This is a genomic window from Prosthecobacter sp. Pr1, assembly GCF_057652315.1.
The window spans coordinates 132,035-156,561 of sequence record NZ_JBYFBS010000017.1 but is presented as its reverse complement, the minus strand read 5'-3'; the positions used below and the strand labels follow the sequence as shown (position 1 = coordinate 156,561).

Here is a 24,527-nt window from a genome sequence, read left to right as displayed (position 1 = left end):
TATGCTCGCGAAATCCACACTCACACTCGCCGTCTTCACTTGGATGGCTGCTTCGGCCCTCGCCCAGCAGGTCACTCTGCCGTTGCCACGTCTGCTCACGGTCATGCCCATGGGCGGACAGGCGGGCACGACTGTTGAGGTCACGATCACCGGAGAGAACACAGAGAACATCAGCGAGCTGATGTTCTCGACGCCAAAGATCACCGCGAAGCCAGTCGCAGGTACGGAGAACAAGTTCACGGTGAGCATTGCGGCGGATGCACCGGTGGGCGTTTATGATGCGCGGGTGATGTCACGACTTGGCGTCTCGGCGGCGCGGGCGTTTTCGGTGAACAAACTGCCGGAGGTGATTCGCACCAAGGCGAACAACACGGTGGAGACGGCGATGCCGCTGCCTCTGGGCACCATCTGCAATGCGACGATGACGAAGCGGTCGGTGGATTTTTATGCATTCCAAGGCGTGAAGGGGAAACGCGTGGCAGTGGATTGCGCCGCGACGGGCATCGACTCCCGGCTGACGCCGGTGCTGATCCTGGCGGACGCCAAGGGTGGTGATTTGAAAGTGAACCGAACAGGAGGCGTGATCGACTTCACCCCACCTGCTGATGGCACCTACCTGATCAAGGTGAGCGATCTCACCTATCAAGGGGGCGAGCGCCTGTTCTATCGCCTCGCTTTGCAGGAAGTGCCGGGCACCGGTCCTGCACCACGCCAGCCGCAAACGCAGACGGTCAGCGCCATGTCCTGGCCGCCAGCCGGTCTTGCCGCGACTGCGAAGGCGAATGAAACGGAGCCCAACAACAAGCCTGCTGAAGCACAGAAGATCACGCTGCCCTGTGACATTGCCGGTTCCTTTTTCCCAGCTGCGGATGTCGATACCTTCGAGTTCACCGCCAAGAAAGGCGAAACCTGGTGGGTCGAAGTGGCCTCAGAGCGCCTTGGTTTGAACACGGACCCCTTTGTGCTCGTGCAGCAGGTGAAAACAACGGCTGGAAAAGAAACGCTGACCGATGTGGCCGAGTTGTATGACATCGCGCCGCCCATGAAGGTCACCAGCAACGGCTACTCGTACGACGGCCCGCCTTACGACGCCGGATCACCCGACGTGAACGGCAAGTTTGAGATCAAGGAAGACGGCACCTATCGCCTGCAGGTGCGCGATCTTTTCGGCGGCACGCGCAGCGATGCGAACAATGTCTATCGCCTCCTCGTACGTCAGGCCACGCCGGATTTCTCGCTCGCTGCCTGGGCCGTTCACATGACACTGCGCAACGGCGACCGCGCTGCGCTTTCCAAGCCGATGGCTATGCGTGCGGGTGAGACGCGCGCCTTTGAGGTCGCGGTGCAGCGTCGCGATGGGTTCGATGGCGAGATTGAGATCGGCATGGAAAACCTGCCGCCTGGGGTGAGTGCCGCCGGATTGAAGATCGCGAAAGGCAAGCCCTACGGTCATCTGATTCTGACTGCCTCAAGCGATGCGAAGCGCGGCTTCTCGCTGGCGAAAATCACTGGCAAAGCCACGGTCAATGGAGCGGTCGTGACGCGTCCGGTGCGTGTGGCGAGCATGGAATGGCCGGTCAAAGATGCGAAGGGCGAGATTCCTGCGCCGCGTCTCATGGCCGACGTTCCGGTTTCCGTGAGTGATTCCGAGCAGGCACCACTGACCATCGCCACTGCTGAAAACAAGGTCTTCGAGGCGAAGGTGGGCGAAACCTTGAAAATCCCGCTCAAGCTCACCTGGCGCAATGAATTCAACGGCACCTCGATCAAGGTGAAGGCCTACGGCGAAGGTTTCAGCGCCATCAAGGAGTTCGACATTCCACTCAAAGCAGCCACTTACGACGCTGTGCTTGATCTTGCTGCGTTGAAGATCGCGCCGGGCGATTACACCTTTGCGTTCCAGAGCCTGGGCATCTGCAAATACCGCTACAATCCCGCCGCCGTGCCACTGGCCGAAGCTGAGCAGAAAAAGGCCGAGCAGCTTGCGGCCACGGTGGCCGCCGAAGCCAAAAAACTCGCCGCCACGGATGCAGAAGCCGCGAAGAAAGCCGCTGAGAAGCAAAAGCAGGCGGAAGCCGCGATGACTGCGGCGACCAACCGCATGAAGGCCATCACCACGGCGGCTTCGCCCACCGACACGGTGGAGATCCTCATTTCGGAACCGATTCGCGTTTCGGTGAAACCCGCTGCAACCACCACAGCCAGCAAGTGATGAAGCCGCACTCACTCCTCGTTCTCCTGTTCACCTCGACCGCAGCTCTGGCGGCCGATCTCGACTACTATCGGGACGTTTATCCGTTCCTGAAAGCGAACTGCATTTCGTGTCATAACAAGACGACGACGAAAGCAGATCTGAACATGGAGACACCGGAACTGATGATCAAAGGCGGCGAAAGCGGTCCTGCGATCATTCCAGGGAAAGGCGCGGAGAGCCTGATCGTCACTGCCTCGCTGCACACGAAGGACATGGAAATGCCGCCGCCGAACAACAAGTCTGGCGCGGTGAATCTCATCCCTGAGCAGATCGCCACCCTACAGGCGTGGATTGACCAGGGTGCAAAGGGTTCGGTGATGGTGGAGCGCGCGGTGGTGCTGCAGGCATTCTCCGCCAGCATTGATCCGATTTACAGCGTGGCGATGACGAAGGACGGGCGTTACGTTGCCTGCGGGCGTTCGAACCACATCTATGTTTATGACATGGCCACGCGGCAGTTCGTCGCGCAGATCAGCGACCCTGCGGAGAAAAATGGCGCAGCGCACCGCGCGCTGGTGCAGTCGCTTTCATTCAGCCCGGACGGCACGCGCCTCGCGAGCGGCAGCTTTCGTGAGGTGAAGATTTGGAAACTGGCAGAAGGCAAGCCAACGGCGAGTGCCGCGAAAGCGTCCTCGGCTCCTGCGAGCGCCGAGTTGATCAAGAAGATCGCCACTGCAGGCAAAGTCACTGTCCTGAGCAGTGCGATGTCTGCCGATGGCAAGCAGGTGGTCACAGGATGTGAGGATGGCTCCGTGCGTGTGTGGGATGCGGCGACCGCGAAGCCTGTCATCGAACTGCGCGGCAGTGTGGCGGCGGCAAAGAAGATGGCGGAACTGGACTGGGTCATCGCGGCGCAGACCTTGGAGCAGGCATTTCAAAAAAGTGAGATCACCCGAATCGAGGCCCAGGACAAGGCTCTGGATATTCTGCTGGGCAAAGCCAAGGAGGCCATTGTGGCCATGAACAAGGTGCTGCCCGAGAAGCAGAAAGCCGTGCCGCCGACCACCGAGGCGAAAACGACGGCACAGAAAGCTGTCGATGAAGCCGCCGCCAAAATCAAAGCATTGCCTGGCGGCAAACCTGATGCTGCGCTTGAGAAGGAGCTCAAGGCCGCGCAAGAAAAGCTCATCACCGCAAAAATGACGGAGGTTTCCGCGCTCGCGGCCGTCTCCGCCACGCAGAGCAATGTGAAAGACGCCGAGGATGACTTGAAGCGCATCACGGATTCCAAAGCCGTCAATGCGAAGGTCGTTGCTGCTGCGAATGCCGCCATCGCGGCCGCGAAAACTGTGCAGGACAAGGCCACGGCCGATCTCGCTGCTGCGAAGCTGGCACTGACGAAGACCACCGCAAAACCCATTGCCGTATCATTCTCCGCCGATGCGCTGCGTGTGGCCTCGATGTTCGATGATGGCAGCCTGCGCGTCTGGGGAACTGCCACTGGTACGCCGATCGAAGAAAGCACCGGCAGTGCTGCCGCGACCACGACCATCACCTCCTCTCCCGATGGTTCATTTGTGGCCACCAAGGCTGTCACACAGTCGGCAGGCAGTTCACCGCGCTGGGCATTGGAGCGCAAGATCGATCAGAAGGGACTCTTTGCCGATCGTGTGAATGCGGTGCGGTTCAGTCCCGATGGCAAAACCCTCGCCACAGGGGGCGGTGAGCTGTCACGCAGCGGCGACATTATTTTCTTTGACGTCGCAACTGGCAAGGCCACACAGACTTGGAAGGAAAAGCACGCCGACACGGTGCTCTGCCTTGATTACTCGCCAGATGGCAAACGGCTCGCCTCCGGTGGGGCTGACAAGATCGCGCGTGTCACCGACATCGCCACGGGCAAGCAGTTGAACCTTTTCGAAGGCCACACTCATCACGTCATGGGTGTTGCGTTCCGCAGCGATGGCCGTGTGCTTGCCACGGCGGGTGCGGAGGGCACGGTGGTGACTTGGAATATGATCATCGGCGAGCGGAAGAGAAAGATCGAAGGCTGGACCAAGGAGGTCACTTCGCTGCAGTTCATCGGTGCCACGAATCAAATCGTCACCTCGGCCGGTGACAACCGCATTCGCATTGTCACCGATGACGGCACCGAAGTCCGTGCCATGGCCAACCTGCCGGACTTTATGCAGGCCGCCGTGAGCGCGCCCAATGGCAGCGCCATCATCGGCGGTGGTGAAGACAGCATCCTGCGCGTGTGGGATGGCGCAGGAAAAGAGCTGGTGGCGTTTGGGGCGAAGTAGCTCATTCGATGGGAGGAAAGGCCGCTTTTTATTTCGTGAATTTCTCTCATGTCCTCCCTCATCCAGCCTCCTTCTTCTGTGCGTTGCGCCGGTCCCATACAGCGCCGCGCTTTCATGCAGTTTGGTCTGACCGGCATGGCGACCCTGAGCTGGCCGAGCCTGCTCAAGCTGCGTGCGGCTAACGCGGCGCTGCCCAAGAGTGAGCGTAAATCCATCATCATGGTCTGGCTGCCGGGCGGGCAGTCGCACATCGACACCTACGATCCGAAACCGGAGTCCAGCAGCGAGTACCGTGGGCCGTTCAAGACGATTGCCACCAAGATTCCGGGCGTGCATTTCACGGAGTTGATGCCGTTGCAGGCGAAGATTGCGGACAAGATTACGGTGCTGCGCTCGATGAATCAAACGGCGGGCGGACATCCGGCAGGAACGCTGCAAATGCTCTCGGGTGATCCCGATACGCGCGACAAACCAGTGCCGCGTTTGCCGGACTGGATGTCCGTGGCGCACTACCTGCGCTCCAAAAATCCACAACGGCCGCAGGCGCTGCCAAACTATGTCAGCGTCAATCCGATCAATGCGTCCTACAGCGGGCCGGCGTATCTGGGCGCATCCTATGCACCGTTCTCAGTGAGCGAGGATCCGAACCGCCCGAGTTTTGAAGTGCCGAACATTGGCCTGCCGGATGAGGCGGAGACGCGCCGGCTCAGCGACCGCGTCGCGCTGCGTCGCAGCCTCGACAAGATGGAACGCGCGTTTGATCGCGAGGGGGAACTCGGTGCGCTCGACCAGTTTGAGTCCCAGGCGATGTCGCTGCTTACGAATGCACAGACGCGGGATGCTTTTGACCTGAGCAAAGAAGACGGCCGGACACGGGACCGCTATGGACGCAATCGCTGGGGGCAGCAACTGCTGCTCGCGCGTCGTCTGGTGGAGGCGGGCGTGGAGATCATCACCAGCAGCCTGCATGGCCCTCTGTGCGGCCGCACTCAGGTGTGGGATGATCATGCGGTGGACCACCACATCTTTGAGGCGCTGCGATTCCGCATGGGAAACTACGATCAGGCGGTGTCCGCGCTGCTCGAGGACGTTTACGCGCGGGGTCTCGACAAACGCGTGCTGGTGGTCGTCACGGGTGAGTTTGGGCGCACACCGAAAATCACCTTTGACCGCAGCACGGGCGCGGGAGATGCCAGCGGACCTGCGGGCACGCTGCAACCGGGCCGCGACCACTGGCCGCGGGCTTTTTCCAACATCTGGGCCGGCGGCGGCATCCAGACGGGTGCGGTCATCGGTGCCACGGACAAACGCGGCGAGGACGTGATCGAGCGGCCGTGCAGCGCGGGGGATTTTCTTGCGACGATCTATCACCATCTGGGCATTGACGCCTCCAAGGTCACAATCAATGACTTCAATGGACGCCCGACGCCCATTGTCGATCATGGCCGGCCGATTCCAGGCTTGATGGCGTGAGTTTGCCGATGCATTGCCCGATAAAGAGATGCATCTCCGAGCGTAGGTTTCAGTGCATGTCATCCATCATTCAGCCCCCTTCTCTCGTTCGCTGCGCCGGTCCCTTGTCGCGGCGCAGTTTCATGCAGTTTGGATTGTCAGGAATGGCGACGCTGAGCTGGCCGGGCCTGCTGAAGCTGCGTGCGGAAAATGCAGCGAAGCCGAAGGGTGAACGCAAGTCCATCATCATGGTGTGGCTGCCGGGCGGTCAGTCGCACATCGACACGTACGATCCAAAGCCGGAGGCCAGCAGCGAGTATCGCGGGCCGTTCAAGACGATCAGCACCAAGGTGCCGGGCATGCAGTTCACCGAGATGCTGCCGATGAATGCGAAGATCGCGGACAAGTTCACGATTGTGCGCTCCATGAACCAATCGGCGGGCGGACATCCGGCAGGGACGATGCAGATGTTTTCCGGTGACAGTGACACACGAGACAAGCCGAAGCCGCGTCTGCCCGACTGGATGTCGGTGGCACACTACCTGCGAGCCAAGGAAGGCGGCCGAGCCAATCCGCTGCCAAATTACATCGGGGTGCCAGCGGCATCTCCGGAGTATTCGAGTCCTGCCTATCTGGGCGATGCGTATGCGCCATTTGCAGTGAGCGATGATCCAAACCGTCCGAGCTTTCAGGTGCCTAACATCGGTCTGGCTGATGAATCGGAAAATCGCCGCCTCAGTGACCGCATCGTATTGCGCAAGAGCCTGGACAAGATGGAGCGTGCGTTTGACCGTGAGGGCGAACTCGGTGCACTGGATGAATTTGAAGCACAGGCGGCCACGCTGCTGACGAATCCTAAAACGCGTGATGCTTTTGACCTGAGCAAGGAGGATGCCGCCATCCGTGATCGTTATGGACGCAATCGCTGGGGGCAGCAGCTTCTGCTGGCGCGTCGTCTCGTCGAATCGGGTGTGGAGATCGTCACCAGCAGCCTCAGCGGCCCGTTGTGCGGCCGGGTGAACAACTGGGACGACCACGCGGTGAACCAGCATCAATTTGAAGCGCTGCGTTTCCGCATGCCGACTTACGACCGTGCAGTGTCCGCGCTGATTGAGGACATTTATGCACGTGGTCTCGACAAACGCGTGCTGGTTGTCGTGACGGGAGAGTTTGGGCGCACGCCAAAAATCAGCTTTGACCGAAGCACGGGCGCGGGTGATGCCAGCGGACCCACTGGCACACTGCAGCCCGGACGTGATCACTGGCCACGTGCCTTCACCAATGTGTGGGCCGGCGGTGGTATCCAGACGGGTGGCATCATCGGCGCCAGTGACAAGCGCGGTGAAGACGTGGTCGAGCGCCCCTGCAACGCGAGCGACTTCCTGGCCACGATTTATCATCATCTCGGAATCGACTACTCCAAGGTCACCCTCAACGATCTCAATGGGCGTCCTGTTCACATTGTGGAGAATGGAAAGCCGATCGCGGAGCTGATCGCGTGATGATTTGCAGCCTTTGAGAGCGTAGAAGAGAGCCATGCATCTCCGCCCGGCACTTCTTCTTGGTGTTTGCTTTCTCCTCTCCAGTGCGCAGGCACAGGAGGTCAGGGATGGCAGTTTTCCCATCATCTCGAATCTCAAAGCGGGGGTGGCCAAGGTGGACATCACCCCGCCTGATGCGGCGGAATCCAAAATTGTCGGGCATGTGCGTCAGGTGGGCGGTGTGCGAGATCCGCTGCGTGCAGGAGTTTTGATTCTGGACGATGGCGATACGAAAGCTGCCATTGTCACAATGGACACCATTGGCGCGTGGGATGACATGGTGCGGGATGCGCGGGCGCGGATCGAGGCGGAAACAGGAGTGCCGTCCGCCAACATCCTGATCTCCGCCTCACACAATCATTCGGGGCCTGGGTACATGGAAAACATGCGGTGGGCGGCGGATTTGATCAAAAAACTGGGGCAGGCTGCGAAGGAGGCTGCTGCCAGCATGAAGTCTGTAAACATCGGCTACGGCGAAGATCGCATCAGCTTTGGCATCAACCGCCGGAAAACATACGATGGCCGGGCGGTGGTGAGCTTGAACCCCGACGGACCCAATGACAAGCGTGTTAAGGTGCTGCGCTTTGATGATGGCAAGACGCTGACTCCGCTGGCGGTCATCATGCACGCGGTTTGTCATCCGTGCTTTTTTACCTGGGGCGACAAGGGCTCGCAGCCGTATCCGAAAGGGTATCCGAAAATGAGCGCCGACTTCCCTGGCGAGGCGCAGACGTTTGTGGAGATGTGCTACGCGCAAAAGACCAGCGCTTTGTTCATGCAGGGCTGTGCCGGAGACATACGGCCCAATCTGCCCGGGTATCCGTATCGCTGTGCTGATGAGGCGGACATCCAGTGGGCGGGCCGTGATCTCGGAGGCGCGGTGGCGCGTGCGGCGTCATTCAGCGTGACGCGTGAGCAACTGCGCAAACGCGAGACCTTTTACCCCATCCGTGTCGCCAGCGAGGTGGTGGAACTTCCAGGCAAAGAACAGCCGGTGCGCGCTGAACTGATGGCGATGAAGATCGGCCCGTTTCTTCTGCTGACCATGCCGGGTGAGCCGATGGTGGAATACGGCTTCAAACTTGAACAGGCCATCGCCAACCGGGCCACGCCCATCATCGTCGGCTATGCGAATGGAAACATCGGCTACATCGCCACTGCAGATGCCCATACGGTGGGTGGTTACGAGCCCAACTTGTCCAAGCTCAAGCCCGAAGCTGAGGCGATCATTTTGAAGAAGCTTGGCGCGCTGGCGGATCGAGTGGTCGGCGATGTGTTTGAGAGTTTCTCGAAACATCCGAAGGATATGCAGAAGCGCGAAGCCGAGGAAAAGGCGCGCCTGCAGTCCGCGCCAGCCGGCAAACCCTGATCTTCTTATCATCATGACCCATCCGCTTGTCTCTTATCCTCAGCTGCCTGACACGCCCACATCACATCTGCCCTTCAGTCCCTGCGTGGTGGTGGGCGATTTGATTTTTGTTTCAGGCCAAGCCTCCGTGGATCAGGAGGGTAACATTGTCAGCGATACTTTCGAAGGGGAGTTTCGACGCAGCATAGAAAACGTGCGCAAGGTGCTGGAAGCCGCGGGCAGTGATCTCGCCCACGTGGTGCAGACGCGGAACTATGTGCGCGATGCGGAGGACGTGCCGCTGTACAATCAGCTCTATCGTGAATACTTCCCGCAGCCTTCGCCTGCGCGCACCACGATCACGAACTGCCTGCCGCCCACGCTGCGTTATGAGGTGGAGGCCGTGGCGGTACGCAAAGCCAACTGAACCAACTGCTTATGAACAACGACGAAGCAGCACGCCGTGCCTACTGGGCGGATCAAATGGAGCAAGGCTATGCGATTGTGCAGAAGCTCATCGAGTTTCCGGTCAATGAATGTGGCGAGCGGTTTGCCTCGATCCCTGATGCCGCTGCGGCGGCGGATGTGGAGATGATGTTTTCCACCAGCAAGATCGCCGGGGATCTGGACCGCGTTTACTTCCTGCGCGAGAGCCTTGTGCGAGATGTCATCACCATCGGGCGTGAGATGAATGAGCGTGGCTGGATCTTGAAGATTGAGGATGGGTTTCGTTCGCTGGACATGCAGCGGCAACTGGTGCGCAAGCCTTCGGTGTTTGACACGGTTTTGAAGAAGTGCATCTGGGAACTCGGAGGAGAAATCCCCAGCACGGAGATGATGTTTCGGCGGGCCATTGTGCTGACGGCGAACATGCCCAAGATCGGTGCGCATATGTCGGGTTCAGCCATCGACATTTCTGTGTTTCGTCGTGATGACGGCACCGAGGTCAGGCGCGGCTATCCGTATCTCGAAATGAGCGAATGCACGCCGATGAGGTCGCCCTTCGTCGCGCCCGAGCACGTCGCCACACGGCTAGAGATCGCGGCGATGATGGAGAAGCATGGCTTCATTCATTTCCCGTTCGAGTTCTGGCACTTCGACAAAGACGATGCCGGGATGCACATCCTGACTGGGAACCCAGCACCCTGCCGCTTCGGCCCGGTGAACTGGGACCCACGCACCAACGAAGTCACGCCTGTGCCCGATCCACTCACCCTGCTCAATCCGCTGCCGGTCATCGAAAGAGAAATCGCCGCTGCCTTGGAACGCGTCCGCAATGCATAACTCTATGAAACCACTCCACTTGCTTCTTCTTCTGCCAGCTTTCGCCGCGCTGGGTGCCGCACCGACCAAATCACCGGAAGTGCCGGCGCAGCTGCCGCCGCAGATCGAAACGTTGCAGCCGGGCGTCAAACTCACGCTGCTCGCAGAGCATCCTGATCTGGTGACGCCGACAGGCATCGCTGTGGATAAAAATGGGAACATCTATTCGATTTCCTGCCACACGCATTTCCGGCCGGAGGACTATGACGGCCCGGTGCATGATGAGGTGGTGATCTTTGATGCGAACGGCAAGAACCGCCGGGTGTTTTACAACAAGACTGATGCGACCATGCATGTGGAGATCGGGCCGGATGGCTGGATCTACCTTGCGGAGCGGGACCGCGTGCTGCGTGTGAAGGACACCAATGGTGATGGCGTGGGTGATGTGGAGGAGAATCTGGCCACGCTCGATTCCGTGGCGGATTATCCGCACAACGGACTGAGCGGCATGGCCTGGCATCCTGATGGCGGCCTTGTCTTTTCGCTCGGTGAAAATTTTGGCAAGGACTGGACGCTCACGGCCAAGGATGGCTCCAAGGTCAGCGGACGTGGTGAGGGCGGGGTGTTTCGTTGCACGGCGGAGGGTGCGCAGATGCGCCGCATCGCCCGGGGCTTCTGGAATCCGTTTGGACTGATGGTGCGCAAAGACGGCGAGATCTTCGCTGCTGAAAATGATCCCGGCAGCCGTCCGCCGTGCCGGTTGTTGTATGTCGTGGAAGGCGCAGACTACGGTTTCCAGTGGGTGTATGGCAGCGCACCGGTGCATCCTTTCGTAGCATGGAACGGCGAACTGCGCGGTACGCTTGGCATGGTGCATCCTTCTGGCGAAGGCCCCTGTGCCATTGTGGAACTCGGCGGCGGTGTATTGATCCCGAGCTGGAGCGATCACAGCATTGATTACTTTCCTCTCACTCGAAAAGGTGCGGGATATACTTCAGAGCGGATTCCGCTGGTCAAGGGCAGCGATTTCTTCCGGCCGACGTGCATGGCGGTCGGTCCCGATGGTTCCTACTATCTGAATGACTGGGTGTTCAGCTCTTATCCGATTCATAAGCGCGGGCGTCTTTGGAAGCTGGAGATCGACAAGGCGAAAGCGCCCTGGGTGAAAGACAAACCGGATGTGCCGAATGAAGATGCGCGTCTTGCCGAAGATCTTCGCACTGGCAAAGCCACGCTGGATACCCACAAGCTGCTCCAGCTTGCGCGTGGCAAGGATGCGTATCTGGCTGATGCCGCTTTGACTGCACTCGCGCGTGTGAAGTGGACGGTTGATAAGCTGAAGCAGCTGCCGGCGCAAGACCGTCTCTGGGCCTTTGTGGCGCTGCGGCGGGTAGATTTGAACGATGACCAATGGGTGAGCGCCTTCTTGGGCGATGGAGATCCTGAAATGCGGTTCGAGTGCCTGCGCTGGATTGCGGATGCGGTTTTGACCAAGTTCACGCCGCAGGTGGAGGCGATGTTGTCAGACTCGACGCTCGACTATCATCTGTTTGAAGCTGTTCTGGCCACTTGGAACACGCTGCGCGGTGAACCCGCCGCAGGCGTGACGAATCCTGAGGTGCTTGTCGAGCGCATCATCAATCCCAAGACGCCCGCACGGCTCAAAGGCTATGCGCTTCGTCTTGCGCCAGCAACGCACAAGCAACTCACGGTGCCGTTGCTGCGTGAGCTTTTTGCTAATGGCGATTCCGTGCTGTCACAGGAAGTGGTGCGCACTCTGGTGGCACGCAATGCTGATGATGCGCGCGTGGTGCTGACGGAGATTGCGGCCGATGAATCCCAGAAGAAGGAGGTTCGTGCGGATGCCATCATGGGGCTCGCTAGTTCCACCAAAGCAGAGGAACAGGCACTGCTGGTGAAACTCGCTGCAGGCACGGAAGCCAGCCTGCGGGATGAAGCGCGGCGCGCGCTGCGCTATACTGACAAGGACAAGTCGTTTGTGATGAGCACGACCCGCCCTGTGTTTGATGACACCGCTGCGTGGCTGAAACTGCTGGATGCGCTGCCTGGCAAGGCGGATGTGGATGCTGGCCGTCGGATTTTCTTTCATTCCAAAGTCGGGCTTTGCGCCACCTGCCATCGCCACAGCGGGCGCGGCAATGTGGTGGGTCCTGATTTGAGCCTAGTATCGAAGCAGGGGGATCGAGCGGCGATTCTGCGCTCCATCTTAGAGCCCAGCCGTGAGGTGGCCCCGCAGTACTACCCCTCACAGGTGAAGCTCAAGGACGGCACCGAGTTCATCGGCATCATGCTGCGTTCTTCCAATACGGAGGTCTTTCGTGATCTCACCGGCAAGGAGCGTTCCTTTCCGCAGACGGACATTGTGAAGCGAACGGAGCTGAAAACATCGATCATGCCGCAGGGGCTCGCGGTGTCTCTGACAGATGAAGAATTGAGAGATTTGCTGGCGTTCCTCACCGTTCAGTAGGGGCATGCGCCCCAACTTGCTTCTAGCTGCCCTGTGTTTCACGGCCTCTTTGATGGCTGACGATTCGGTGATCCTGGTGCCCGAGACACCTTGGAATCGTCATACCATCGACAACACTTCACGTGGGGCCGATGGGGTGAAACTGGGGGATCTGAACAAGGATGGACAGCCGGACATTGTCACAGGCTGGGAGGAGGGCGGCGTGGTGCGGGTGTATTTGAATCCAGGCGCGGCGAAGGCGCGTCAGCCGTGGCCGCAGGTTACCGTGGGTGAGGTGAAGAATGTCGAGGAGGCGATCTTCACCGATCTGGATGGTGATGGAGAGCTGGAGGTTGTCAGTGGCACGGAAGGCAAGACCTGCACGCTGTACTGGCACCGACGGGTGGACGGCGCATGGACGACGCAACCCTTTCCTGCAGCGACGAACACGCAGATGTGGATGCAGGTGGCTGCGCTTGATCTCGACGGGCAGCATGGGGCAGATCTGCTGGTGGCATCGAAAAACAAAGGCGCAGCGGTGAGCTGGCTGCAGGCGCCGCAAAAAGCGGATGATCTCAAAGCATGGTCACTGCACAAGCTGCGTGATGCAGGCTGGGTGATGTCACTCACGCCGCAGGACATGGATAAGGATGGTGACGCGGATGCTGTGATCAGTGATCGCAAAGGTGAGCGCACGGGTGTTTTCTGGCTGGAAAATCCCGGGGCGGCGGGGAACCGCGAGCATGGAGCGTGGAAAGAGCATGCCATCGGTGGTTTGGGCAAACAGGTCATGTTTGCCGACCTTGGCGATGTGAATGGTGACGGCCTGCTGGATGTCGCGGTGGCCGCCAAACCGGTGGAGATCGTGCTTTGTTTGCGCAAGGCCGATGGGGGCTGGGACGAGCACGTATTGAAACTGGATGGCGCAAATTTGGGCGATGCCAAGGCGGTGAAAATTGCGGACGTGAATGGTGACAAGCTCGCGGATCTCTTGTTCACCTGTGAAAATGCCAAAGGGAAACTTGAGGGCATCGTGTGGCTGGAGCAGCAGCGCCATGGGCCCTGGAAGCAGCACACGCTGGGTGGGCCAGAAGGCTTGAAGTATGACCTCATGCAAACGCTGGATCTCGATGGGGATGGCGATCTCGATGTCATCACCTGCGAGGAGCGGGATCAGCTTGGGGTGATTTGGTATGAGAATCCGCACAAGTGAAACGTATTGGAGAGCCATGAAATCTGCCGTCTTTGCCCTGCTACTCATTGCCCCATCCCTGTTTGCGCAAACCAAAACGCTGCGTGCCGGAGCAGCGGCGGTGGACATCACGCCCACGGAGTTTCCGATGAACATGCCGGGAGGATTCAGCGCCAATGCGGCGAACAAGGCGCATGATCCGTTTCATGCCCGTGCCCTGGTGCTTGATGATGGAAAAACGACGGTGGCGATGGTGGTGGTGGATGTTCTGGGTGCGGGGCCGGATGTGCTCAATGAGGCGAAGGCCATCGCAGCGGCAAAGACAGGCATGGCGGCGAACAAGATGCTCATCAGTTCCACGCACACGCACAGCGGTCCTTCGGTGAACACTCGAAGCGAGATGGCAGCGCGTTATTACAAACGGTTTGTCGAGGGGATCTCCGAATCAATCATCAAGGCGCATGGGGCGCTGAGGCCGGCGTCGGTCGGTGCGGCGGCGCATCCTCTTGCAGATGAGGTTTTCAATCGTCGCTGGTATTTGAAGCCAGGGAAAATGCCGCTGAATCCCTTTGGCCGGATGGACAAGGTGAAGATGAATCCTGGCACCGACCCGAACACCCTGGATCATCCTGCCGGACCCACGGATCCTGACATCACGATCATTTCGGTGCAGGATGCCAAGCGGAAGCCCATCGCCCTTTATGCGAACTACTCGCTGCACTATGTCGGTGGTGCGCCAGCAGGGGAGATGTCGGCGGATTACTTTGGTGAATTTGCCCGCGTCATGCCTTCGCGTGTGCGTGGCGATGAGAACTTCGTGGCGATGATGTCGAACGGGACCTCCGGCGACATCAACAACATTCCCTTTGGCGTGACGCGTCCGCCACGTGAGCCCTTTGAGCAGATCCGCATCGTGGCGCAGAAGGCGGCGGACACGGCCTGGTTTGCGCAGAGGAAGATCGAAAAGCATCGCGGCGATGTGACGTTGGGCATGCTCCAGCGCGAGATCACGCTCAAGTTTCGCCGCCCGTCGGAACAGGATGTTGCTGAGGCGAAAGCGGTGCTGGCGGTGAAGGACAAGGAGGCGGTGGAGAAGCTGCCGCGTCTGGCGAAGAACTATGCTGGCAGTGTTGTCGCTGCGGCGGAGCGCAAGGAAGAAACGCTCACGGTGCAGCTGCAAGCCATCCGCATTGGCGACCTTGTGGTGTGTGGCATTCCGTTTGAGACCTTTGTCGAAATCGGTCTCGACTTGAAGAAACGCAGCCCATTTCCTCAGACGATGGTCGTTGGTCTGGCCAATGGACGGCACGGTTATCTGCCCACATTGGAGCAGCACAAGCTCGGAGGTTATGAGACTTGGCTGGGTACAAATCAGGTGCAGAAGGACACGAGTGTCATTCTCACGGACAACCTGCTGGAGATGCTGGCGGAATTGAAAAAGGCGGACTGAACGTTGTTACGCCGCGGAAATGGAGATCGCGATTTCCAGGCCGGTTGGTTCGCGCAGTTTTGCGGTCACCGTGCCGCCGCAGGCCTCAATGCAGCGCTTCGTGATGGCGAGGCCGAGGCCGCTGCCGCCGGTGGAGCGGCGGCGTGCGGCTTCCGGACGATAGAAGGGTTCGAATAAACGGGGCAATGTTTCGGACGGCACACCCGGGCCTTGATCGGAAATGCGGATGATGGTTTTGCCATCCTGCTGCCCGGCATGGATTTGAATGGGGCCGGAATCGGCGGCGTAGCGTGCGGCATTGCGCAGGACGTTGCCGATGGCGCGATCGAGAGCGTCGCGCAGTGAATGCAGCTGAAGATCCGTGGACACAGCAAGCTGGATATCAGCCTCAGGGGCTTCACGAGCGATGACCGCCACAATCAAATCATGCAGGTTGATGTCTTCGGCGGTTTCGCGCTCGGGCAGCGTCTCTGCTTTGGAAAAGGCAAGCACCTCTTCAACAAGCTTCGCCATGTGCTGGAGTTCGGCGTCGAGTTTTTTTAGATAGCCCGCCTGTTCCGGCGTGCTGCGTTGTTCCACCACGCCGAGCGCCATCTGCATGCGCGCGATTGGCGAGCAAAGCTCATGCGCCACGTCCGCCGTGATGCGACGCTGCTCCGCGACGTATTCGCCGAGCTGCGCTGCCATGGTGTTCACGGAGGAGGACAGCTCGCCCAGTTCATCATTGCGGCTGCGTGAGACACGTTCGCCGAAGTTTCCCTGTGCTATGCGGCCTGCGGCATGGTTGAGACGTCCAATAAAGCCGGTGATGCCACGCACAAAGGGCATCCAGACGAGCGCGGAGAGCAGCAGGGCTGCGGCGGCGAGACCAAGCCAGGGCCATAGATCAAAAAACAGGCCGCCTCCGGTGATGGTGTTTGAGACCATGAGCAGGGTCAGCGGGAGGTGATCGATCTGCTGGGTGAGATCGAGATGCACGCCCGCCCAATAGTGTGCGGGATCACCGGCGCGCAGCATGAAGCGTGGTTTGGGCGGCGCATCGCTGGGTCTCTTTCTGGCAACGCCGGGTGGCGGGCGTCGTGGGGGCGGGCGGTCGTTCGGGCCACGTTTGTCGATGAGTTTTGGCAGAACTTCCGGTGGAACTTGGACCTGGGTACCCATGATCTGGGTTCCGTTGCTGCTGAAAAGAGCGAAGGTCACATCGTACTGCGCGCCATGCCGCTGCAGGACTTCTGGCCATTGCTGTTCGGGGAGCTGGGAGAGCTCGTCCGTGAGGCTGTCGCCGATGGCGGAGACACGCTCGCCTGCCTCCCCAGAAAGCATCCAGTCGAGGCTCATGCGAAACTGCATGCTGAGGAACCCAAAGACGAGGAATGCCAGCACCAGCAGATTCACTCCGAACCAGAGCAAAATCTTCAGATACAATGGCAGGCGCAGGCGGCTCATGAGGGGTCAGCGAGTGGGCGTGACGAGCTGGTAGCCGTAGCCGCGCACGGTCTTGATGAACTGCGGGTTCTTTGGGTCGTCCCCAAGCTTGCGGCGCAGCGTGGAAATGTGCATGTCGATGGCGCGGTCAAACACATCCCATTCACGGTCGGCGACATCTTCGATGAGCTGCTCGCGGGTGCGCACGCGGCCATGGGCCTTTGCCAATGAGAGCAGCAGGCCAAATTCTGCCGGAGTGAGTTCCAAGGGGGTGTCGCCGAGAACGACCACGTGCGAATCCACATTGATGCGCAGCGGGCCGATGACGATCTCCTTCATGGGGGCCTGCGTGGAAGTTTCCGCCACCCAGCCGGAGCGCCGCAGCACGGCGCGCAGCCGGGCGAGAAGCTCGCGCGATGAAAACGTTTTCGGCAGGTAGTCGTCTGCTCCGAGTTCGAGACCGACGATGCGATCCACCTCTTCACCACGGCCTGTGAGCATCATGACCGGCACCTTGGATTTTGCCCGGATGCGCCGCAGCACCTCAAAACCATCGCAGCCGGGCATCATCACATCGAGGATGATCGCATTCCAAGCTTCGCTGGTGGCGCGTTCGGCTCCGCTGTTGCCCTCGTGTTCGCACTCGACCTCAAAGCCCATCGGCTTCAAGTAATCGGCCACGAGCTGGGAAAGCTCGGTGTCGTCGTCGATGACGAGGATGCGCGTGACGGGTACCATGTGGAACTATGGGCTTCAGCGACTGGTTTCGCGAGTTTCTTTACGGTTTGCTGACAAATCTGGAGCGATTCGCTGATAAGCGACTGACACCAGTGCTCCAGCATGAGGACTATGAAAGCCATCTTCGTTGCCGCCTTGTCCGTGGGATTGTTCAACAGTCCTGCGGCTTTTGCCCACACATGGAAAGCCGGTGCAGCCACCGACAAAGAGAGCCTGCGTGAGCATATTCTGGAGGAGTGGATGCAGGAGCATGGGAAATCTGCTCAAGGGGAGATCAAGCCGGTGCAGGTGGCTTCGACAGCATCCACTTTGAATCTTGCTGCGGCGACGGTGGCCAATGCGGCGAACGCACCGGCGGCGGCGAAGCCGTTCCTGGCGTTTCAGAGACTTGAATTGAAATGGGACAAGGATTTCCTGTTCGTTGGGTCCAATGGGATGCCTGATCACAACATGATGGTGGGCATCACCGCGTGGCAGCAGCAGGTGCCGCTGCCGCAGAACTACACGGGGGACAACATGTGGCGCATTCCTTTGCATCCAGTGCCGGCGAAAACTCCCGCGATAGTGGGAGGGCATTTCCTGCGAGGAGCCATCGCGCTTGGGGTGAACGGCATTCCCATTTTCAATCCGCAGAACAATCGCGGCGAGGTTTCCTATGAGATCGGGGAACTGGACAAGTGGGGCGGTCACTGTGGACGTGCGGACGATTACCACTACCACATCGCGCCGTTGCATTTGCAGACGATGGTGGGGAAGGGGATGCCGATCGCTTATGCGCTGGATGGCTACCCGATCTATGGCCTCACGGAGTCGGACGGATCGCCCGTGGGCAAGCTGGACGAGTGCCAAGGACATGAGGATGCGAAGGTGGGCTACCACTACCATGCATCGACGAAGCGGCCGTATTTGCAGAGTGCGTTTCACGGAGTGGTGGTGGAGGCCGAGGGCCAGGTGGACCCGCAGCCGCGTGCGCAGGGCGTGCGCCCGGATACGCCCCCTCTGCGCGGTGCAGAGATCACCGGGTTTGAAAGTACGGGAGCCAACAGCTACAAGCTCAGCTATCAGGTGGGCAGTGATAAGCGTTCGATCAGTTACAGCATCAACAGCGATGGCACTTATCCTTTTGAGTTTAACAACGGCAGCGAGGGTATCGTAAAGGAAGTCTATACGAGCCGGGGGGGCGGTGGTGGCGGAGGCAAAGGACCCGGTGGTGGCGGCGGAAAAGGCAAGGGCAAGGGTGGCCCTGGGAAAGGCATGAAGCCCGATGAAAATCCACCTGCACCTCCTCCGGAAGATGCGCTGCGCCCACCTCAGCCGCATGTTTCAGGGAGCCTGATGGATGCGAATGGTGACGGCATTGTCTCAGCGCAAGAATTTGCTGATAATGTGAAACGTGAATTTACCGCGAAGCGCAGTGGCGGGACGCTGGCGGCCGCCATGGTGAAGGCCCGCGCCGAATTCACCGCACTGGACCGCAATGCTGATGGCAAACTGGATGTGAGCGAACTGGCGGCGCTTATGGCCGCGTCTGCCCAGGAACCCAGCGGCCGGCGAGGTGGAGCATCTGCCGCAACGACCCGTGGCTTCGTTTTGACCAGCCCCGAAGTGGCAGACGGCGGCAGTCTGCCCGCAGACTATACCGGCGATGGCAGTGGTGCGACGTTGCCTCTCGAATGGCAGGGGGCGCCCACTGGCACGAAGAGCTTTGCCTTGATCATGGATCACCTGGCTCCGGGCAATGAGATGAAAAGCTACTGGGTGATGTGGGGCATCCCGGCGAAGGTGACGAATCTGCCGAAGAACGTGAAGGGTGTGGGCAAGCTGGGGGTTGGGTTCAAAGGTGAGGAAGGCTACGAGCCGCCGCATTCACAGGGACCCGGTGAAAAGACGTATGTGCTGCATGTCTATGCGCTTTCGGCTGAGCCTGCGCCCAAGGCCACGGGGCGCGGGGGCGTGACACGCGAAGATTTGCTCGCTGCGATTGATGGCAAGATTCTCGCCAAGGCGGATTTGAGCGTGGTTTACTCACGAGGTGGTGGTGAAAGTGGCGGACGCAGTGGCATGGCTCCCGGCGGAGGTCCCCAGCCGGCACGGCCTGACACGTCCATGCAGCCGACGCAGCCCATGGCTCCGCAGGGGGGGGGTGGCGGGCAGCAGGGTGGTCAGCGCAAGCCGTGGATGCAGATGCATGGAACTGAGCTCGATGGCGATCAGGACGGCATCGTGACCGCGGCAGAGGCTCTTGCTGACATGAAGGTCGCTGCTTCGAAATATGATGCGGACATGGATGGCATCATCACACCTGCGGAGATCGATTCGGCAGGTGACATCCGCGAAGGTGCTGCGTTTGCCGGTTTTATCTACCGTCATGCTTACGAACTGGATGCGAACCAAGACAGCCGTCTGAGCAGCGCGGAACTGGCGGATGCCGCCAAGTACATGTTCGGTGCAGCGGATCTGGACCACGATGGCAAGCTCACGGCGGAAGAGGTGCAAAACGCGCCCAACACGCCGTTGCGCGCTGCCGCTCCTGGCAGTGGAGATCAACCGCCCGCGCCACCTCCTGCCACGAATCCTCCACCCGGACCAACCGCAATGCCAACCGCAAACGGGGCTGGTGGCAGCGGCGGTATGCGCCCGCTCGACGGCATTTTCAATCCGACTGTGCAGACTGGCGCAGGCGGTGGGGGTGCGCAGGCCGGTGCAGGCCAGGGTGGGCAGCGGCCTGGGGGTGCTCCGGGTGAGACTGGAAAGGGTGGGGGCGGAAAAAAGAAGAAAGGTGGTGGTCCACCCGGACTCATCAAGCCGAGCATCACTGACACGATGAAGCTCAACGTGTATGCGGACAATTGGTTCATGCTTTATGTGAATGGACGCCTTGTGGCCGTGGATCCGATTCAGTTCACCCCGCATAATGTCGTCAGTGTGGATTTCCTCCCTGAGTATCCGATGACGATTGCGGTGCTGGCGAAGGACAACGCCGATCCGAAGACCGCTCTCGAATACGGCAGCAGCATAGGTGATGGAGGCTTCGTTTTGAAGTTTGCCGATGGCACCGTGACCAATGCCAGGTGGAAGGCAAAAAGCTTTTTCCACGGTCCGATCAATGGCGACACTGCAAACCCGCAGGTCAAACAGGAGCTGCTGCCGGCCAACTGGTGGGCCGTGGATTTCGACGACAGTTCATGGAAGAACGCCAAAGAGTACACGGTGGAGGAGGTTGATCCCAAGCAGCCTTATTTCGAGAATGATTTTGAAGGTGCCAAGTTTATCTGGACCGATGATCTCGCACTCGACAACACGATCATCTTCCGCACCATGATCGAAAAGCCTGAGTGGAAGCAGCGCTGGAACACGAAGCCTGATCTCGACGTCACCGGAGCACCCCTGAAATGAAAACACTCATCACATCTAGTCTGCTGCTTCTGGCTGGCAGCGCCTGGGCCAAGGCCCCGAACATTCTCTTCATCCTCGCGGATGACCAATCATGGAGCGGGACCTCGGTCCGCATGATGCCCAATGAGGCGGACAGTGCGAGCCGCGAATTTCGCACGCCGAATCTCGAAAAACTTGCGGCGCAGGGCATCACATTTTCGCAGGCCTATGCGGCCCACTGCAAATGCGAGTGCTCACGCGCGGCGATCCAGATGGGGCGCAGCACGAGCACGCTCAATGCGACTGACAAAAATGCGCGCAACTGGAGTGCTCCGGTCACGGACTCACTTGTGAACACGCTCAAGAAGGCGGATGGCACCTACCGTGCTGCGCATTTCGGCAAGTGGCAGTGGTTTCACACGCCGGAGTCGATGGGTTACGATGCCAGCGATGGCATCACGATGAATGAGGATGGAGACACGACAGATCCAGAAGATCCCAAGCAGTCCTTCAGCATCACTCAACGGGCGGGTGCATTCATGGAGTCGCAGGTGAAAGAGGGGCACCCGTTCTTTCTTCAGCTCTCCTACTATGCCGTGCATCAGACACCGCAGGCGCTTGTTGCGACGCTCAAAAAATATGAAGGCATGGCTGATGCGAGCAAAGGCGGGCGCGGAGATCGTGCGGTGATGGCGGCCATGGCTGAGGATCTCGACACTTGTGTGGGGGCGGTCTTGAAGAAGCTCGACGACCTACGCATCGCCGAAAACACCCTCGTCATTTACACCTCCGACAACGGTGCGCGAACGACGCTGCTTAACGGCGGCAAAGGTGATCTGGGCGAAGGCGGCATCCGTGAGCCGATGATCATTCGAGTTCCTGGCATCAAAGGTGGTGTGAACTGCACCACCCCTGTCATCAGCTACGATCTGATGGCCACGGTTCTTGATTTTGCGGCTCCAGGGTTTGTGCTGCCGAAGGGTGTTGAAGGGGGCAGTTGGAAGCCATTGCTGATGAGCGCTGGCAAGGCGCTGGTGAAGCGCCCTGTCGATCGATTCGTGTGGCACCAGACTGTCGAGGTTGAGCATCCGCAGTCCGCCATTCGCAGGGGAGACTACAAGCTGCTCTATTTTTGGGATACCAAGGAAGGTCTGCTCTTTGATGTGGTGAAGGACCTTGGGGAGACACGTGATCTCGCGAAGCAAAATCCTGAACTTGCTGCAAGACTTCAGGCCGAGCTCAAGGCCCACGTCCGTGCAGGCCTCGGGGAGCAGGCCTACGCAGCGCTGGAGCGTGGAGATTTTCCGCAGGGACGAGGACCGGGCAAAGGCAAGGGGCCCGGTGGAAAGAAGAAAGATGGCATGAAGAAGGTGAAGTGATCGGCCGCCGGCCCCGGAATCGCACATGTGCGTTTCGGTATTTGCAGTGTGGGTGTTGGAAGATTGTAAATCCGGCGTTTACTGCGGATGAAGAAGACGGGCCGCCAGTGTTGATCGACGGGCGGTTTTCGTCTTCACTGCAAATCACTCACGCCCCATGTCTGAAGCTTTCAATTCCAACTACCCCTCCATCGAACATCTTCGCGAGAGAGCGCGTCAGCGTGTACCGCGCTTTGCCTTTGAGTATCTGGAGGGCGGCTGCTTCTCAAACATCAATCTCCAACGCAACACAGATGAGATCCGGCAGGTGCAGCTGCGGCCTTGGTATTTGCGGGACTATCCGGGTTCAGACCTGAAGACGGAGCTCTTTGGCACGACTTACGATGCACCTTTTGGCGTCTCGCCCATCGGGCTGCAGGGACTGATCTGGCCCAAGGCGACCGAGATCATCGCAAAAGCGGCGCATCAGCACAACATCCCCTTTACGCTCAGCACGGTCGCGACGGCCAGCATCGAAACGGTGGCCGAACTCACGCAAGGGAAGGCCTGGTTTCAGCTTTACCATCCCGCCGAGGATTCGCTGCGCGACAAGCTGCTGGATCGTGCGCGGGATGCGGGTTTTCCAGTGCTCGTCATTCTCGCGGACACGCCCACCTTTGCCTATCGGCCCAAGGAAATCCGCAATGGACTGTCCATCCCGCCGCGGATGTCGGTGCGCAATGTGATTCAGATGATGCTGCATCCCACGTGGTCGTTTAGCCAGCTCGCGGCAGGTGCGCCGGAGTTCAAGACGATGAAGCCTTATCTGCCGAAGGGGCTGAGCATGAAACACCTCGGCCTCTTCATGAACAAAACCTTCTCGGGTCGCTTGAATCCGACGAAGATCAAAGCCATTCGCGAGCGCTGGAAGGGCAAGCTCGTGGTGAAGGGCGTCGTTACTGAGGAGGATGCCGAGACGGCGCTGGGCCTGGGAGTGGATGGTTTCATTGTGTCCAATCACGGTGGCCGTCAGCTTGATGCCGGGCAGTCCACCATCAAACCGCTCACCGAGCTCGCCAAGAAATTTGGACAGCGCACCACGGTCATGATCGACAGCGGCCTGCGCGCTGGTCCGGATGTCGCCTGTGCCCTCGCGAGCGGTGCCAAGTTTGCCTTCATGGGGCGGTCCTTCATGTATGGCGTCGCTGCACTGGGCAAGGCCGGTGGAGATCATACGATGACGATGCTGAAGCGCCAGATCAAGCAGGTGATGGAGCAGGTGGGATGTGAGCGCGTGGCAGATCTGCCGAAACATCTGGTGAGCGGGCCCGAGGCTTGAAAATGATTTCAGACTCGAACGATCTTCCCTATCTGCACGGCGGCCCTTTAGGTCGTGCGCGTTTCAAAGTGCAGCCGGAAGATTTTGTGGTGGAGGAGCTGCTCGGTTTCGAACCTTCGGGCGAGGGCGAGCACTGCCTTGTCTGGGCGGAGAAGCGTAATCTGGACAGCAATGCTGCTGCGGCTCGCCTGGCAGATGCAGTGGGCATTCGGCGGCGGCTGGTCAGCCACTGTGGGCTGAAGGACCGGCATGCGGTCACGCGCCAGTGGTTCAGCCTGCACATGCCGGGGCAGGCATCGCCGGAACCTGAGGCGCTGGAATCCGAAGGGCTGCGTGTATTGCGCATCACTCGTAACTTACGAAAGCTGCGGAGAGGCATTCATCTGGGCAATCGCTTCACGATCCGGCTGCGCGAGCCGAATTTCGATGCAGGGCTTGCCGCGCAGCGCTGGCAGGCGATCACGGAGAAGGGCGCTCCCAATTACTTCGGCACCCAGCGCTTTGGTAACGAGGGGCAAAATGTGGCGAAGGCGCAGGCGATGTTTCGCGGAGAGTTCACACCGGGGGATCGTCTGCTGAGAGGCATCCTGCTTTCTGCTGCGCGCAGTCATTTGTTCAATGCCGTGGTGGCTGGCCGGATGGCGGGCGGGAGCTGGGACAAATCGCTGGAGGGTGAGGTCTTCGGGTTTGCTGACAACGGCACGATTCTGCTGCCGGAAAATCAGCGTGGCGATGAGGTGGCACGATTCGAGAAAGGAATCGTTGAACTCACGGCACCCCTATGGGGCAGTGGCGAGCTGCAAAGTGCGGGCGAGGTACGCAGCCTCGAACAGGAACTGCTTGCTGGGTTTCCTGACATCACCGCTGGACTCGAAGCCTTTGGATTGAGGCAGGAGCGTCGGGTGATGCGGCTGCGTCCTCTCGACTCCACGTTTGAGGTGATGGGAAATGGTGACCTGAAGATTCGCTTTGATCTTCCCAAAGGGACCTATGCCACTACCCTGCTGAGCGAGCTGGCGGAGCTGGATGAATCCAGCCAGGATGCGGACGCATAATTGATTCATCGTAATGTAGGAGGGGGA

16 protein-coding genes and 1 pseudogene are annotated in these 24,527 nt (G+C 59.6%); 15 read left to right on the top strand and 2 right to left on the bottom strand.

Annotated elements, in window-relative coordinates; genetic code table 11:
* Nucleotide 1: 1 nt before the first annotated feature.
* From AC24GY_RS22905 to AC24GY_RS22860, 10 genes are read left to right on the top strand one after another with little or no spacing between them, the layout of a single operon-like run.
* On the top strand, nt 2-2,212 hold the full coding sequence (locus AC24GY_RS22905; RefSeq protein WP_487687612.1) for a PPC domain-containing protein: 2,211 nt from the start codon (nt 2-4) through the stop codon (nt 2,210-2,212).
* Entirely contained in the window at nt 2,212-4,497 is a 2,286-nt protein-coding gene (locus AC24GY_RS22900; RefSeq protein ID WP_487687610.1) for a c-type cytochrome domain-containing protein, read from the top strand. The genes AC24GY_RS22905 and AC24GY_RS22900 overlap by 1 nt, the downstream gene beginning before the upstream one ends.
* A 48-nt stretch (nt 4,498-4,545) precedes the next feature.
* Nucleotides 4,546-5,970 carry a DUF1501 domain-containing protein gene (locus AC24GY_RS22895; RefSeq protein WP_487687608.1) on the top strand — a complete coding sequence of 475 codons (1,425 nt, stop codon included), beginning with the start codon at nt 4,546-4,548 and terminating at the stop codon, nt 5,968-5,970.
* A gap of 56 nt (nt 5,971-6,026) precedes the next feature.
* Nucleotides 6,027-7,451: a DUF1501 domain-containing protein gene (locus tag AC24GY_RS22890; RefSeq protein ID WP_487687606.1), complete on the top strand. Its 1,425-nt coding sequence runs from the start codon at nt 6,027-6,029 to the stop codon at nt 7,449-7,451.
* 34 nt (nt 7,452-7,485) lie between these two features.
* Nucleotides 7,486-8,859: a hypothetical protein gene (locus AC24GY_RS22885; RefSeq protein WP_487687604.1), complete on the top strand. Its 1,374-nt coding sequence runs from the start codon at nt 7,486-7,488 to the stop codon at nt 8,857-8,859.
* A gap of 13 nt (nt 8,860-8,872) precedes the next feature.
* Nucleotides 8,873-9,265 carry a RidA family protein gene (locus tag AC24GY_RS22880; RefSeq protein ID WP_397385101.1) on the top strand — a complete coding sequence of 131 codons (393 nt, stop codon included), beginning with the start codon at nt 8,873-8,875 and terminating at the stop codon, nt 9,263-9,265.
* Between the two features lie 11 nt (nt 9,266-9,276).
* A complete protein-coding gene (locus tag AC24GY_RS22875; protein WP_487687601.1) occupies nt 9,277-10,122 on the top strand; it encodes a M15 family metallopeptidase in 846 nt (281 codons plus the stop codon).
* A 4-nt stretch (nt 10,123-10,126) separates the two neighbouring features.
* Nucleotides 10,127-12,589 (top strand): PVC-type heme-binding CxxCH protein, encoded by a 2,463-nt coding sequence (locus AC24GY_RS22870; protein WP_487687599.1) that lies wholly within the window; start codon nt 10,127-10,129, stop codon nt 12,587-12,589.
* A 4-nt stretch (nt 12,590-12,593) separates the two neighbouring features.
* Nucleotides 12,594-13,781 (top strand): FG-GAP repeat domain-containing protein, encoded by a 1,188-nt coding sequence (locus tag AC24GY_RS22865; protein ID WP_487687597.1) that lies wholly within the window; start codon nt 12,594-12,596, stop codon nt 13,779-13,781.
* A gap of 16 nt (nt 13,782-13,797) precedes the next feature.
* The gene (locus tag AC24GY_RS22860) at nt 13,798-15,210 is read left to right on the top strand and encodes a neutral/alkaline non-lysosomal ceramidase N-terminal domain-containing protein (RefSeq protein WP_487687595.1); all 1,413 of its coding nucleotides are present in this window, start codon (nt 13,798-13,800) and stop codon (nt 15,208-15,210) included.
* A gap of 6 nt (nt 15,211-15,216) precedes the next feature.
* Here the strand turns inward: AC24GY_RS22860 and AC24GY_RS22855 are convergent, their stop codons facing one another.
* Both AC24GY_RS22855 and AC24GY_RS22850 read right to left on the bottom strand, forming a co-directional pair.
* Complete coding sequence (locus AC24GY_RS22855) at nt 15,217-16,656, bottom strand: ATP-binding protein (RefSeq protein WP_487687593.1); 1,440 nt, start codon at nt 16,654-16,656, stop codon at nt 15,217-15,219.
* Nucleotides 16,657-16,662: 6 nt separating this feature from the next.
* Nucleotides 16,663-17,373 carry a response regulator transcription factor gene (locus AC24GY_RS22850; protein WP_487687590.1) on the bottom strand — a complete coding sequence of 237 codons (711 nt, stop codon included), beginning with the start codon at nt 17,371-17,373 and terminating at the stop codon, nt 16,663-16,665.
* Nucleotides 17,374-17,475: 102 nt separating this feature from the next.
* Here AC24GY_RS22850 and AC24GY_RS22845 point away from each other — a divergent pair.
* The 5 genes and pseudogenes from AC24GY_RS22845 to truD all read left to right on the top strand — a co-directional run.
* A pseudogene (locus AC24GY_RS22845) lies at nt 17,476-19,869 on the top strand (YHYH protein); the annotation flags it as partial.
* Nucleotides 19,870-20,004: 135 nt separating this feature from the next.
* Nucleotides 20,005-20,769: a hypothetical protein gene (locus AC24GY_RS22840; RefSeq protein WP_487687625.1), complete on the top strand. Its 765-nt coding sequence runs from the start codon at nt 20,005-20,007 to the stop codon at nt 20,767-20,769.
* Entirely contained in the window at nt 20,766-22,127 is a 1,362-nt protein-coding gene (locus tag AC24GY_RS22835) for a sulfatase-like hydrolase/transferase (RefSeq protein WP_487687588.1), read from the top strand. The genes AC24GY_RS22840 and AC24GY_RS22835 overlap by 4 nt, the downstream gene beginning before the upstream one ends.
* 157 nt (nt 22,128-22,284) lie before the next feature.
* Nucleotides 22,285-23,445: an alpha-hydroxy acid oxidase gene (locus AC24GY_RS22830; RefSeq protein ID WP_397381221.1), complete on the top strand. Its 1,161-nt coding sequence runs from the start codon at nt 22,285-22,287 to the stop codon at nt 23,443-23,445.
* A 2-nt stretch (nt 23,446-23,447) separates the two neighbouring features.
* A complete protein-coding gene (gene truD, locus AC24GY_RS22825; RefSeq protein ID WP_487687585.1) occupies nt 23,448-24,500 on the top strand; it encodes a tRNA pseudouridine(13) synthase TruD in 1,053 nt (350 codons plus the stop codon).
* Nucleotides 24,501-24,527: the final 27 nt, after the last annotated feature.

What these genes read in the sequence shown, in the direction of transcription:
- AC24GY_RS22860 (WP_487687595.1), top strand. Translation starts at nt 13,798, where the DNA reads ATGAAATCTGCCGTCTTTGCCCTGCTACTCATTGCCCCATCCCTGTTT.
- AC24GY_RS22900 (WP_487687610.1), top strand. Translation starts at nt 2,212, where the DNA reads ATGAAGCCGCACTCACTCCTCGTTCTCCTGTTCACCTCGACCGCAGCT.
- AC24GY_RS22880 (WP_397385101.1), top strand. Translation starts at nt 8,873, where the DNA reads ATGACCCATCCGCTTGTCTCTTATCCTCAGCTGCCTGACACGCCCACA.
- AC24GY_RS22855 (WP_487687593.1), bottom strand. Translation starts at nt 16,656, where the DNA reads ATGAGCCGCCTGCGCCTGCCATTGTATCTGAAGATTTTGCTCTGGTTC.
- AC24GY_RS22885 (WP_487687604.1), top strand. Translation starts at nt 7,486, where the DNA reads ATGCATCTCCGCCCGGCACTTCTTCTTGGTGTTTGCTTTCTCCTCTCC.
- AC24GY_RS22835 (WP_487687588.1), top strand. Translation starts at nt 20,766, where the DNA reads ATGAAAACACTCATCACATCTAGTCTGCTGCTTCTGGCTGGCAGCGCC.
- AC24GY_RS22850 (WP_487687590.1), bottom strand. Translation starts at nt 17,373, where the DNA reads ATGGTACCCGTCACGCGCATCCTCGTCATCGACGACGACACCGAGCTT.
- truD (WP_487687585.1), top strand. Translation starts at nt 23,448, where the DNA reads ATGATTTCAGACTCGAACGATCTTCCCTATCTGCACGGCGGCCCTTTA.
- AC24GY_RS22865 (WP_487687597.1), top strand. Translation starts at nt 12,594, where the DNA reads ATGCGCCCCAACTTGCTTCTAGCTGCCCTGTGTTTCACGGCCTCTTTG.
- AC24GY_RS22830 (WP_397381221.1), top strand. Translation starts at nt 22,285, where the DNA reads ATGTCTGAAGCTTTCAATTCCAACTACCCCTCCATCGAACATCTTCGC.
- AC24GY_RS22840 (WP_487687625.1), top strand. Translation starts at nt 20,005, where the DNA reads ATGCGCCCGCTCGACGGCATTTTCAATCCGACTGTGCAGACTGGCGCA.
- AC24GY_RS22875 (WP_487687601.1), top strand. Translation starts at nt 9,277, where the DNA reads ATGAACAACGACGAAGCAGCACGCCGTGCCTACTGGGCGGATCAAATG.
- AC24GY_RS22890 (WP_487687606.1), top strand. Translation starts at nt 6,027, where the DNA reads ATGTCATCCATCATTCAGCCCCCTTCTCTCGTTCGCTGCGCCGGTCCC.
- AC24GY_RS22905 (WP_487687612.1), top strand. Translation starts at nt 2, where the DNA reads ATGCTCGCGAAATCCACACTCACACTCGCCGTCTTCACTTGGATGGCT.
- AC24GY_RS22870 (WP_487687599.1), top strand. Translation starts at nt 10,127, where the DNA reads ATGAAACCACTCCACTTGCTTCTTCTTCTGCCAGCTTTCGCCGCGCTG.
- AC24GY_RS22895 (WP_487687608.1), top strand. Translation starts at nt 4,546, where the DNA reads ATGTCCTCCCTCATCCAGCCTCCTTCTTCTGTGCGTTGCGCCGGTCCC.